Raw genomic sequence first — 12,524 nt, 5'->3', positions numbered from 1 at the left:
TTTCTTATCTAAATTAGAGGAATCAACACGCAATCAAGATGTTTTTTTGGCGCAAGATTTTATTTAAGTGCTTTTACAAGTGCCTCGCGAAGTATAACTTTTTCATTGCAAGCTGCAATGAAGGGTATTCCTGATTTCAAAAATTGGTATGAACAACACCAAAACATATTAAAACAAAATGATTTAGCCAAGTATTTTGTAGAAGTCCGAAATCTATCTCAAAAAGTTGGGTGTTATCCACTAAGTAGTGGAAGAATATTTCGTGATGAAGAGAATCAAATGCAAGTACAATATTTTTTTGACTATTTTTTAGACGAAAAAATTGATGGTCTAATTCCCAAAGATGATGTTATTACTGCTTGTAAAAAATATTTTGTTTTATTACTATAGCTTATTAGTGATTGCTTTAAAACCTTTGGCCACATCATTGATCCTGTAGAATATTTTGTATATATCATCACAGCAGGCGGGAAATCATTCGATGATATTGAAGAAGAATTAGGTTTCCCTAGAAAATGGACTGATATCGGAGGAATACCCTATGAAGAAAGAGTAAAAATGCTACGTCATTATTTTGAAAAAGATGTAACTATAGATTATGTTTTTGAAAAGTACTTGGGAACTAATAGATTTGGCGATAAGATTATTTGAATTAGTCTTTTAAAGACTTATATTCAACGAGTTTTTCAGCAATAATTAGATTTCGTTTGCGCGTTCTTGATAAAACTTCATAGAAATTTTCTTCGTCATGTTTACGAGTATTTCCGCCTCAACTCTATCAATTAATGGCGTAAGGTTCTGTTTGTGAGTATGTCTTATTTCACACTCCCAAACCGCTAATACATTCCAACCCAAAGCCGTAAGTTTTTCGGCATTAACCTTGTCCCTTTCAGCATTTGAGGTGATTTTATCAATCCAGAATTTTGTATTTGTTTTCGGAATGTAGGCATATTTACAATCCTCGTGTCCATGCCAAAAACAGCCATGTATAAAGATTACCGTTTTATATTTTGGTAAAACAATATCAGGCTTCCCTAGTAGTTTTTTATCGTTTACACGATACCGAAATCCTCTTGCAAAGAGAGCCTTGCGCAATGCCAATTCCGGTTTTGTATTCTTTGACCGAATTCTTGACATGCATTCTGACCTCTTTTCCTTATTCCAAATATCCATTAGGGAGTATCTTTCCTGCAAAGATATGTTTATAATTTATTTCCCGGAAAGAAACCTATAAAATTATCCAACACATAGTTTTTATAATGTATTTTAGAGCTTATAGTTTTCTTTCAAAAGCTTCTCCAAGTCAGAAGCCTTATAGAGTATTCTCCCTGCAAACTGCGTATAGGGAATAACCTTCCTATCGCGGTAGTCCTGCAAGGTGCGGGGACTGATATACAGTCGCTCGCACACTTCCTTGCCCGTGAGGAAAAGTTCGCCTGCAAAGAGTGGCTTGTGTGTCTGTGCCACTTCCACAATCCGTTTCCCTACACCTCTCAATGCCGAGACGACCAACTGCATCTCGTACGTCTCCATGTTCAAATCTCTTGCTGTTTCCATCATATCTGTCTATTTTTAGGTTTGTTCGACTTCGTAAGAAGCAATGCTTCCACATCCTCGCGCTTGTAATAGCACTTGTGTCCGATTTGTGTAAACGGCAGCACACCCGTATCCCGATAATGCTGCAAGGTGCGCTTGCTGATGTTCAGCAGCCGGCACACATCACCGTTGTGCAGCCAGTCCGTGTGTTTACTCTTCTCTCCGAATGCCTTGTGGCAGCATTCTGCAAGGCTCAAGATTTCATCCCGAAGCTTTGCCCAATTGGTTTCCGTAATGACGTAATAGTTCATAATCAAATTTTGTTATTGTTTGTTATTTCAGTTCTGTCCTGTTTCCATCGGCAAAGGTAATGGAGTGCGTGCGCCTCTCAAAGCCGTGGGGAACAGCAGGGAAGTATCGGGAAGAATAAGGAAAGGGGCAATCCGCATCATCGGTTCGCATTTGCGTTTTCCTGCCCCGTCTTTTTTCTTTTGTTGCAAAGACAATGCAAGCGAGTGCAGAGGAAAGTTCACTTATTCTTTGCCGAGCGCAGCTTGTCTTATGCAAAATTAATATCGGGCATTTCTTATTCCATCACTTTCCATTCAAGTGGCAGCTTGTGGCGTCGTAGTGGAATAGGTTGGCACAGTAATCCGAGATAAAATATGCTCCAATCAATAGTTTGTAGATGGTTGGAGCAAAAGACTGCATCTGGAAGCAAACAACGACAATCGTATTTCATCTAACCTTTCTTTCCTGTCATCCGTTTTTTGCTTAATGAGACGATAAATGCTCTTTTTGTCAGCCTGTTTCCCTAAGAATTTTACAGCAGACAGATGCAACATTATGCAAGAAGGCTCTGAATGCTTGGAAGTTACGCATGCTCACCCTAACTTCACTCTTGGAAACCAATCCAAGGGAATAATGAAAAAGAACGCAGATGCAGGCAATACAGGCAGCAGGAGAAATCCTCATCGCAGGGGTAGTTCATCCAAGAACGCAGAGATAGAAAACTATCTCTCCACACACTACGAATTCAGATACAATACCGTGCTGGGCAGAACTGAATATCGTAGTAAAGGTAATAGCGATTTTGTAAAAGTCGGTCGCTATGAAATCAATACGCTCCGCAGGGAACTCGATTGTGATGAAGATATAATGACTTCCTCTGATAATCTCTACTCCATCATCGAGAGCAGCTTCTCTCCCCGTATCAATCCCGTGCAGGAGTATTTCAAAGAGTTGCCCTTGATAGATATAGGCGATGGTAGTAGCAATGGTGGTAGTTACAGTGGTAGTAGTGTTCCTACTTTCTTTTCATTGAAAGCGATTCCCGATTTGGCAAGCTGCGTGGTTGTCCGCAACTCCGAAAAGTGGTTGCCGTATCTTACCAAATGGCTTGTGGCGGTGGTTGCCAATGCAATGGACGACCGTGAGTGCCTTAACCATACCTGCCTCGTACTGACAGGCGAGCAGGGAAAGTTCAAAACCACGTTCTTGGATTTGCTCTGTCCGCCGGCACTGCGCGGTTACAGCTATACGGGCAAGATGTATCCGCAGGAGAAGGACACGCTTACCTATATCGGACAAAATCTCATCGTGAACATCGACGACCAGCTCAAAGCACTCAACAAGCGTGACGAGAATGAACTGAAGAACCTCATCACTTGCCCGATGGTCAAGTACCGCATGCCCTATGACAAATATGTCGAGGAACATCCCCACTTGGCAAGTTTCGTGGCATCAGTGAACGGCAACGACTTTCTGACAGACCCGACAGGAAGCAGACGCTTCCTGCCCTTTGAAGTGCTTTCCATAGATATTCAGAGAGCAAAGGCTATCTCGATGGACAATGTCTATGCGGAAGCTAAAGCCTTGTTGAACATGGGCTTCCGCTATTGGTTTGATGATGATGAGATTGCCGAACTATACAGAGAGAGTGAGGACTTTCAAGTACAGACTGCAGAGATGGAACTTTTGTTGCGTTGTTTTGAAAAGCCAACGGAGGATGAAAGTTATTCGTTAATGACCACTACGGAGATACTCACTTATTTGGGTATTTATACTCACCAACCACTTGTTGCCAAGCGTATGGGCGAAGCCTTGAAGAAAGCAGGATACATAAAGGTGAGCAAACGAAGAAACGGTGGTAGTCCCATCTATGTCTACAAGATTAGGAAAATCTTGCCATGCCCGCTCCTTCAAACTTGTAGTAGCCAAATGTAGTAGAATGTGTAGTATTGTCTTATACTACAAAGTAATACTGATTATCAATCACTTATCACAAAATAGTATGTAGTAAGAAGAAAGATGAAAAAGTTTGGAGGGGAAAACTTTGGAAAAGGTAAAACCATAAAAACAGACAAACATAAATAATTATCATTCAACCCATTAAAGTATCAAAACAATGAAAGAAGAAGATTTATCACGTATCAAGCGATACCCCATCATGGAGTATCTTGAAAGGAAAGGCATCAAGCTTGTACGCAAAACACCGACCTATGCCATATACCGTTCACCACTCAGGGAGGAAACGCAGCCGAGTTTTAAGGTGGACACAGAGAAGAATTTTTGGATAGATTATGGCGAAGGTAGGGGCGGATGTATCATTGACCTCTGTATGTGTATGGAGGGCTGCACGCTATCGGAAGCCATCCGCCGTTTTGGGCAGAACGCTCCCGATAATGGCACATATAGTTCTCTTAATGACTTCGTACCAAATAATCCCCAACCTGTGATGGCTGCAAATGGAGCAAGGAGACTGATAGAAATATCAGACACCCTGCCGCCATATTTTCAAGAATACCTTACAAAGGTGCGTTGCATCAACTTGGAAAAGGCTATGCCTTTCCTCAAATGTATCAGTTATGAGGTAAGAGGCAGGCGCTATCAAGCCATCGGCTTTGCCAATCTCACTGGCGGCTATGAGCTTCGGGACGACAAGACGTTCAAGGGAACGATAGCCCCGAAGGACATTACTCCGATATTTGAGGACATGGAACAACTTGTCTGTTTGTTTGAAGGCTTCATGGACTTCCTCTCCTTCCTTTCAATGAAAGAAGAGATTACCAACCACTGCCTTGTGATGAACTCCGTGAGCAACGTAGCAAGGACTATCCGCTATTTGAATGACCGACACTTGACCCATATCCGCACCTTCCTTGACAATGATGAAGCAGGATGGAGGGCTGTTCAAGATTTCATAAAGGCAGGCTTCCATGTTGAGGACATGGACATATATTACAAAGACTTCAAGGTTCTCAACGAATATCATGTCAGCCGTGTCCGTGAGCAGCAGAAACGGAAAGCGCAGGAACAGACACACATATCAATTACAGGACAAAACAAGAAATCAAAACAGGTCAAACTTAAAATGAAATAGAAATGGAAAAGGAAACTATGATGAGCGACAAAGACCTTTCATGGTTCTTGGGTGTGGAAGATGAAACAGAGAACGAATCTACTTCACAAGAAACGACTGCGGTTCCTGAAAGAGACAGACCAACAAGCAAGCAGGACACAGAGAATACTATGCACTCCGAGCCTGCACGGAATGCTGAGAACGTAATCGTTCAGAAACGCATCAGTGCCAAGATGAGAAAGAAAACACTTGAAGCCTACAAGCAAGCCTATCTTGTGCCGACCAAGTTAAACAATCGTAAGGCTGTCTATCTGAGTAGGGAGACACAGGAACGTGTCGACTTCATTGTGCGTAGATTAGGCGACAGGGGTAGCAATCTTTCAAGCTTTGTTGAGAACATCGTGCGTCAGCATCTGGAGGAATATGGTGAAGACATAGAGAAATGGAGAAGACTGTAAGCCGCAAGAAAAGGTAGACGGTTTTCTGGAAAAAGGTCTACCCTTTCTTCAAAATAGGTCTACCTTTTTTTCTTCAGCTTAGTTCTCTGTGAGAATGCCACGAACGCAGTTAGTCATAGAATGCACGGCATTCGTTTTTAGGCTATAAAACGTTTTAAGCGTATATAATTTGTTCGGTAGCATTGCAAGACGTCAGTTTGTACCCACAAACTGCGCCCAGCTCCCCTCGTTAGATTGTCGGGGAGATAAGACCGTAATCACTCCGTTCTCATCGGTCAGTATTCAAGAATTAAGAGACAATGAATCATCTATAATGATTAACTTTCAAAGAAGCTTATATGAACAGATATAATAAAAAGACTGTCAAATGGCAGCAACAGAATAAGGAAGAGCAGAAGATGAAATGAATAAGACAGAGTTCATCAAAGTTAGATGTACCTCAGAGGAAAAGCAACGTATCAAGTCAAAGGCGGAAAGTGCGGGGCGTAAGTTCTCCGATTACTGCCGTGAGATACTCTTAAATGGAGAGGTGGCAGCCGTTCCCAAGATGACCGACAATGAAAGGGAAGCCATTGCCATACTTCAGCATACAGGACGGTTCTATGAGCAGGTTTCCAACCTCATTAAGGTCAAGGACGAAAGGTGGGTACATATCACAAAGAACCTATCACTATGTGCCAAAGAGGCATTTAAGCGATTCTACAACCCTCATTTTCGTGTGAACGATGAGATATATAAGGTCTTAAATATGAAGAGAGATGATAGGTAAATGCAAGGCAATAGCGCATGGTAGCACGGCTTTGGACTATATATTCAGGGAAGGCAAGCTCGGTAGTCGACTTGCTTTCCATAATCTTTGCAGCAGAGATCCAAAGGCTATCTACGAAGAAATGAAGATGGTCAGCGATTACAACACACGGTGCAAGAATAAGTTCCTCCGCATTGAAATCGGTATCGCACCACAAGACGAGAAAAGATTGCCTGTATCCGAGCTTATGGGAATAACCCGTTTGTTTGCCAAGCGAATGGGACTTGACAACCACCAATGGGTGGCGGTAACACATAAGGACACCGACAACAGACACATTCACATCATTGCCAACCGCATCAGTCTGTATGGAGAAGTCTATGACACTACTTTTGTGAGCAATAGGGCAGCAAAAGTGGCAGAGGAAATAAGCAGAGAGAAAGGCTTGACCATCGCAAAAGAGGTCAAGGTGGAAAGGAAGCATCAGAAAGCAAAAGCCAATCCTACGAGAGAGCAAACAAAGAAAGAAGTACAGCAAATCTGTTATGCCTTGTTGGATAAATATAAAGGCGGTGGCATATCAGGGCATTCCATGTTTCTCTACGAATTGAATAAGAACAACATTATCATAGAGCGCATGAAGAACAAACAGGGAAAAGTCTATGGTTTGAAGTTCTCCTACTGTGACCAGACATTCAAAGCTTCTGAAATCGGCAGGGAGTTCGGCTACCATTCCTTGCAGAAAAACTTTGAAGTAGCCAATAAAGCCGAAACAAAGGAGACAATAATAAAAGCTCACACAATAGCAGACAAGGCTACAAAGAATAAAGTTCAATCAGACACAGGCTATCAACTTGTCCCTCCCAGTCATTCATACATACCGCCTACAAAAGCAAACGAAAGTTTATCTATTGCACAAGCCGTAGGAAATGTAGCAAGCACCGCCTTGAATGCAGCCGAAGAAATGATTTCAGGGGCAGGTGGACTTATCAACCCACAGACACACGGTGATGATTATGCAGAGATGGCATGGCAACGAAAACTCAGAAACCAAGCCAAGAAAAAGAAGAAAAGAGGAAGAGGTATATAATAGCTATCTCTTCTCTATTTTTAATCACCAAAAAACTCAATAATGACGCAAATGAATGAAATTCTTATCAAAAACGCTTGTTATTCAAAGCAAATGATTATCTTTGCAATATAGAATAACAAGCGTTCTTTGTTGATGTAGAAACATGCGACAGAAAGCACTTCGCTCGTTTCCAAATCGTTACCCGTTTAGTTTGTATAGCGAGGTAACTTCCTTATTCTCAATTAGATACATTTTAAGAATTATCTTCGTATGTAAGTTTTCGCGCGTCCGTATGTAGCGAAATTTATATACGGGAGAAAATTTACGCGCATCGCAACGTACGTAAAATCCGAGCGGAACAGCCGGCGATATCCACACCTCCCAAATTTTTACTCGGATAGACGGGAAACAGAGCGAATTGCAAAGAAGAGAAAAAGTGCATCTTTGGGAGGATGTTCCTTTGAAGAAAGGCATTTGCTTTTCTGTTAGGGAGATTGAAAATTATCATGTACATTTGCCGGATAAAAGAAACGAAAAGAAATGATTCAATCTATGACCGGATTCGGCAAGGTTACCGCCGAAATGACCGATAAAAAGGTGACTATCGAAATCAAGTCCTTAAACAGTAAGCAACTCGATTTATTTACACGTATTCCGTCTGCTTATCGGGAAAAGGAAATGCAGATCCGCAACGAGCTATCGCAAAAGTTGGAGCGAGGGAAGATTGACTTTATTTTACATGTTGAATACATTGGAAAAGATACTTCGACGAAGATTAATGCGGCGGTGGTAGAAGGGTATTACGAGCAGATTCGAGACTTGGCCGGGAGGCTGTCGGTGAGTTTGCCGGACGATTGGTTTCCCACCTTGCTGCGTCTTCCGGATGTGATCAAAAACGAGACGGTAGAAGTCGATGAAGCGGAATGGCAAAAGGTTCATCAGGCAATTGCCGACGCGCTTGCTCATCTGATTGAATTCAGACAGCAAGAAGGGAGGATGCTTCAGAAACTCTTTGAACAGAAAATTGCGACGATCGGAGAGCTGCTCAAAGAAGTAGAACCGTATGAGCAGGATCGGATTGATAAGATTAAAGGGCGTCTGCTCGAGAACTTGCAAAAGGTGCCCGAGGTGGAATATGATAAGAATCGCTTTGAGCAGGAGTTAATTTATTATCTTGAGAAGTTGGATATCAACGAAGAAAAAGACCGCTTGAGGAATCATCTGCACTATTTTATCGATACGATGAACAACGGGAGCGGGCAAGGGAAGAAGCTCGGATTTATTGTGCAGGAGATAGGTCGTGAGATTAATACGCTCGGTTCGAAAAGCAACCATGCCGAGATGCAGCAAATCGTGGTGCAGATGAAAGATGTTTTGGAGCAGATCAAAGAACAGATTTTGAATGTATTGTAATGAAGGGTAAACTGATTATTTTTTCGGCTCCGTCGGGGTCAGGTAAATCTACGATTATTCGTTATTTATTGGATAAAGGCTTGCCTCTTCGCTTCTCGATCTCCGCTACGAGCCGTGCTCCGCGAGGCGAAGAGCAGGATGGCAGAGAATATTATTTTTTGACACCGGACACATTCAGGCAGAAAATCGCGGCAGGGGAATTTCTCGAATACGAAGAAGTCTACCGAGATCAATTCTATGGTACACTCCGGTCGGAAATAGAGCGTATTCAAGCGAGCGGTAATACTGTCGTACTCGATGTCGATGTGGTGGGAGGCTGCCGTATCAAAGAGCAATATGGAGCTGAAGCCCTGTCTGTTTTTATCCGCCCTCCGTCGATCGACGCATTGCGTACCCGGCTCGAAAAGAGAGGCACGGATGCTCCCGAAGTCATTGAACGTCGGCTGGAAAAAGCAACGTATGAGCTCTCGTTTGCTTCCCGATTCGACCGAATCATTGTGAATGATGATTTGGAGCAGGCACAGCGGGAAGCGTTGAAAACGGTGACCGATTTTATTCACTCCTGAGGAGGGGGCGGTAGGATATCGTTTTAGCTTTCTTTTTCAATGAAGACGGTCGGCATTTTTTCGGGTTCATTCAATCCCATACATATCGGACATTTGGCTTTGGCTAACTGGATTTGCGAGTATGAGCCGTTAGACGAGCTATGGTTTCTTGTGACGCCACATAATCCCCTGAAAGCGGAGAATACGTTGATGAACGATCATTTTCGACTGTCGTTGGTCGAAGTCTCTATTAAAGATTATGGAAAGTTCAGAGCCAGCGACTTTGAGTTTTCGTTGCCTCGTCCGTCTTATACGATTCACACATTACGTGCTCTACGTAAGGCTTATCCGGAGGTCTTATTTGTACTTATCGTAGGTTCGGACAGCTGGAGTAATCTGAGTAGATGGAAAGAATCCGAAGCGCTGATCCGTGAGTTCCCGATATGGATTTATCCGCGTCAGGGCTATGAGGTCGCCATTCCTCCCGATCTTCCTGCGGTGCGTTGTCTTAATGCACCCATTATTGAAATATCTTCTACCTTTATTCGTCAGGCTATTAGAGAAGAAAAGGATGTTCGTTTTTTCCTGTCTGAAGCCGTTTGGGAATATATTCCGGAAATACGAAAAAGTCTGGAGCGTAATGAGAAAAAATACTCTTTCGGATAGAGGCGAAACACAAAATATCATTACTTTTGTAGGCCTGTACGGAAGAAACCCCTACAGTTACAGAATAAGATGTTGATTCAATGACAAAGAAGGAAACAAAACAATACGAGACGGATAAACGTTATTTGCAGATGGCCGCGATTTGGGCGGAAAATTCCTATTGCCAACGTCGAAAAGTAGGCGCTTTACTTGTCAAAGACCAGATGATCATCTCCGACGGATATAATGGTACACCTTCGGGCTTCGAAAATATCTGTGAAGACGAAAATAATGTAACAAAACCGTATGTGCTCCATGCCGAAGCCAATGCGATTACGAAAGTCGCCGCCTCGTCGAATAACAGTCGTGGAGCGACCATCTATATTACATCGTCACCCTGTATCGAATGTGCCAAACTCATCATACAGGCCGGTATCGTACGTGTGGTATATTCCGACGAATACCATACGGATGAAGGTTGTAAGCTGCTTAAACGTGCGGGTATTATCGTCGATTTTATCCACCTGAACCAAGAAGAAAAATGAATCATTCCCGTCGATACATCCTGTGGATGTTTGTAGCGATTATCATAAGTTTGGGCATCGGTCTCTGGCTCGGAGCTTATTTATATTCCCGTTCGCCCCGCATGCGTGAAGTGAATGCAGGGAAAAACAAAATCAATACGATTTTGAATATTATCGATACGCAATACGTTGATACGGTCAACATGAATGACCTGGTGAATAAAACGGCAGCCAGTCTTATCAGCGAGTTAGATCCTCACTCCGTGTTGATCCCCGCCGAAAACGTACAAGCCGTTAATGATGATCTGGAAGGTTCGTTTAGCGGGATAGGCGTATCGTTTAATGTGATCAACGACACGATCCTCATCATCACGGTGATGCCCGGAGGACCGGCCGAAAAAGCTGGTCTCCAACCGTTCGACCGCATCATCTCCATCAACGACTCGACGTATGCGGGACAGAAATACAGTCAGGCGGAAATCATGCGTAATTTGCGCGGTCCCAGGGACAGCAAGGTAAAATTAGGGATTCAGCGTGACCGCTCGTCGGAGCTTGCTTTCTTCGAGGTGACACGTGGAGAGGTGCCCAACCATTCCATCGAAGTATCGTATAAGATCGGACGTAAGATCGGTTATATCAAGATCCGGAGCTTTGCACGCACCACATACAACGAATTTATCACGGCGATCGCCAAACTTAAAGAGGAGGGCTGTACCGACTTTATCATTGATCTGCGCGATAATGCCGGAGGAATGTTAGATGCCGCCGTGCGTATGCTGAACGAGTTCATTCCTCGCGGAAGACCGATCGTCTATATGGAAGGCAAGGCCTATCGCCGCCAAGACTTCCATGCTGACGGGTCCGGTTCATGTCAGGAGGTGCCGATCATCGTGTTGACAGACGAGCTGTCCGGTTCGGCCAGTGAAATCTTTGCCGGCGCCATTCAGGATAATGACCGCGGATTGATCATCGGACGTCGTTCGTTCGGAAAAGGGCTTGTGCAGGCACCGATTCCTTTGAGCGACGGATCGGAGCTGCGCTTGACGATTGCCCGCTATTACACTCCTTCCGGCCGATGCATCCAGAAAATGTATCAATTGGGCAAATCAGACGAATACGAGCAAGACTTGTATCAACGGTTTATTCACGGAGAGTTCGACTCGGCTGACAGCATCAAAATGGATCAATCGTCCGTTTATAAAACGTTGGGAGGACGAACGGTGTACGGAGGTGGAGGAATTATGCCCGATATCTTTATTCCGCGTGACACGTCTCACATCACGTCTTATTATAACAGCGTGATGAATAAAGGGCTGCTTTACCAGTTTACGATCGAATATGCCGCTCGGAACTATAAAAGTCTCTCGGCATTCAAGACATATCAGGATTTATATGCGTATTTGCAACAACTTCCTGTTTTAAATGAGTTTACGGATTACGCCGAACATAAGGGAGTTAAAAAGCGCCCAATGTTGATTAACATCTCCAGAAATCTGATTGAAAAGTCTATACAATCGTATATTGTTCGTCATTTCTTCGATTATGCCGGTTTTTATCCTGTTTTTCAAAAAGACGATGTTACGCTACGTCGGGCGGTTCAGGTTCTTGAAGAAGGGCGGTGGCGTCCGGAAATTCCTGCAGAAGAAAAAGGCAAGCCATGACTCTTAGGGAAGAGAAGCAAGCCTTGCGCAAAGAAATTGCCGCGTTGAAGCGCGGATATTCGGTACAGGCGCTTCAAACATATTCACAGAAAGCGTTGCGACATCTCGAGGAAGATGAACTGTTTCGCAAAGCCGGATGTGTCGCATTGTACTATGCGCTTCCCGGCGAGGTGCAAACAGCCGATTTTATTGAGAAATGGTACAAGGTAAAACAGATCCTTCTGCCTGTAGTCGTAGGTGACGATCTTTCATTGCAACGTTATATCGGTAAAGATCATCTTCGGAAGGGGGCGTTCGATATTTTGGAGCCTGAAACGACTCCCATCTTACCTGAAACGTCTTATCCGGAATTACTTATCGTTCCCGGAATTGCTTTTGACCGCCAGTTAAACCGCTTAGGAAGGGGAAAAGGATATTATGACAGATTACTTTCTCAGCCTGACACTCCTGCAATCGGAGTTGCTTTCAGCTTTCAATTGCGCGATCGGATACCGACTGAACCACACGATCGGAAAATGACACGCATCATTACCGACAGTGAAATTGTCGGGTAAGCTACGT

Annotated in this window: 15 protein-coding genes and 1 pseudogene; 12 read left to right on the top strand and 4 right to left on the bottom strand. The window is 43.5% G+C overall.

From position 1 onward, the window contains the following. Nucleotides 1–117 precede the first annotated feature (117 nt). Nucleotides 118–390, top strand: a complete 273-nt coding sequence (locus BFO_RS02770) for a hypothetical protein (RefSeq protein WP_025880900.1) — start codon at nt 118–120, stop codon at nt 388–390. 306 nt (nt 391–696) lie between these two features. On the opposite strand, the gene BFO_RS02765 is transcribed toward BFO_RS02770, so the two are convergent. The 4 genes from BFO_RS02765 to BFO_RS02750 form a co-directional block, all read right to left on the bottom strand. Further along, a complete protein-coding gene (locus BFO_RS02765; RefSeq protein ID WP_244262939.1) occupies nt 697–1,137 on the bottom strand; it encodes a very short patch repair endonuclease in 441 nt (146 codons plus the stop codon). Between the two features lie 129 nt (nt 1,138–1,266). After that, nucleotides 1,267–1,560, bottom strand: coding sequence for a helix-turn-helix domain-containing protein (locus tag BFO_RS02760; protein ID WP_041590609.1), 294 nt, complete (start codon nt 1,558–1,560; stop codon nt 1,267–1,269). Then, nucleotides 1,557–1,847 (bottom strand): helix-turn-helix domain-containing protein, encoded by a 291-nt coding sequence (locus BFO_RS02755; protein ID WP_014224069.1) that lies wholly within the window; start codon nt 1,845–1,847, stop codon nt 1,557–1,559. Before BFO_RS02755 ends, BFO_RS02760 begins: the two co-directional genes overlap by 4 nt. A gap of 27 nt (nt 1,848–1,874) precedes the next feature. Next, entirely contained in the window at nt 1,875–2,069 is a 195-nt protein-coding gene (locus BFO_RS02750) for a hypothetical protein (protein ID WP_014224068.1), read from the bottom strand. A 256-nt stretch (nt 2,070–2,325) separates the two neighbouring features. Here BFO_RS02750 and BFO_RS02745 point away from each other — a divergent pair, with 256 nt between their 5' ends. From BFO_RS02745 to BFO_RS02695, 11 genes and pseudogenes are all read left to right on the top strand, one after another. Further along, the gene (locus tag BFO_RS02745) at nt 2,326–3,762 is read left to right on the top strand and encodes a VapE domain-containing protein (RefSeq protein WP_041590608.1); all 1,437 of its coding nucleotides are present in this window, start codon (nt 2,326–2,328) and stop codon (nt 3,760–3,762) included. A gap of 181 nt (nt 3,763–3,943) precedes the next feature. Then, nucleotides 3,944–4,918, top strand: coding sequence for a toprim domain-containing protein (locus tag BFO_RS02740; RefSeq protein ID WP_014224066.1), 975 nt, complete (start codon nt 3,944–3,946; stop codon nt 4,916–4,918). Between the two features lie 2 nt (nt 4,919–4,920). Then, nucleotides 4,921–5,355: a DUF3408 domain-containing protein gene (locus BFO_RS02735; RefSeq protein ID WP_041590607.1), complete on the top strand. Its 435-nt coding sequence runs from the start codon at nt 4,921–4,923 to the stop codon at nt 5,353–5,355. Between the two features lie 338 nt (nt 5,356–5,693). Next, nucleotides 5,694–6,124: pseudogene (locus tag BFO_RS02730) on the top strand (plasmid mobilization protein). Continuing rightward, on the top strand, nt 6,114–7,193 hold the full coding sequence (locus tag BFO_RS02725) for a relaxase/mobilization nuclease domain-containing protein (RefSeq protein WP_014224063.1): 1,080 nt from the start codon (nt 6,114–6,116) through the stop codon (nt 7,191–7,193). The pseudogene BFO_RS02730 and the gene BFO_RS02725 overlap by 11 nt, the downstream one beginning before the upstream one ends. Before the next feature lie 522 nt (nt 7,194–7,715). Beyond that, on the top strand, nt 7,716–8,588 hold the full coding sequence (locus BFO_RS02720) for a YicC/YloC family endoribonuclease (protein WP_014224060.1): 873 nt from the start codon (nt 7,716–7,718) through the stop codon (nt 8,586–8,588). Next, nucleotides 8,588–9,154, top strand: coding sequence for a guanylate kinase (gmk, locus tag BFO_RS02715; RefSeq protein WP_014224059.1), 567 nt, complete (start codon nt 8,588–8,590; stop codon nt 9,152–9,154). Before BFO_RS02720 ends, gmk begins: the two co-directional genes overlap by 1 nt. A 39-nt stretch (nt 9,155–9,193) precedes the next feature. Then, on the top strand, nt 9,194–9,799 hold the full coding sequence (nadD, locus tag BFO_RS02710; RefSeq protein ID WP_014224058.1) for a nicotinate (nicotinamide) nucleotide adenylyltransferase: 606 nt from the start codon (nt 9,194–9,196) through the stop codon (nt 9,797–9,799). A gap of 80 nt (nt 9,800–9,879) precedes the next feature. Further along, nucleotides 9,880–10,323: a dCMP deaminase family protein gene (locus BFO_RS02705; protein ID WP_014224057.1), complete on the top strand. Its 444-nt coding sequence runs from the start codon at nt 9,880–9,882 to the stop codon at nt 10,321–10,323. Continuing rightward, a complete protein-coding gene (locus tag BFO_RS02700) occupies nt 10,320–11,963 on the top strand; it encodes a S41 family peptidase (RefSeq protein ID WP_041590606.1) in 1,644 nt (547 codons plus the stop codon). Before BFO_RS02705 ends, BFO_RS02700 begins: the two co-directional genes overlap by 4 nt. Further along, nucleotides 11,960–12,517 carry a 5-formyltetrahydrofolate cyclo-ligase gene (locus BFO_RS02695; RefSeq protein ID WP_014224055.1) on the top strand — a complete coding sequence of 186 codons (558 nt, stop codon included), beginning with the start codon at nt 11,960–11,962 and terminating at the stop codon, nt 12,515–12,517. Before BFO_RS02700 ends, BFO_RS02695 begins: the two co-directional genes overlap by 4 nt. Nucleotides 12,518–12,524: the final 7 nt, after the last annotated feature.

The sequence above is a fragment of the Tannerella forsythia 92A2 genome, assembly GCF_000238215.1.
Taxonomy (GTDB): domain Bacteria; phylum Bacteroidota; class Bacteroidia; order Bacteroidales; family Tannerellaceae; genus Tannerella; species Tannerella forsythia.
Note: the sequence above shows the minus strand (reverse complement) of the source record. Positions and strands in the feature narration are given on the sequence as shown.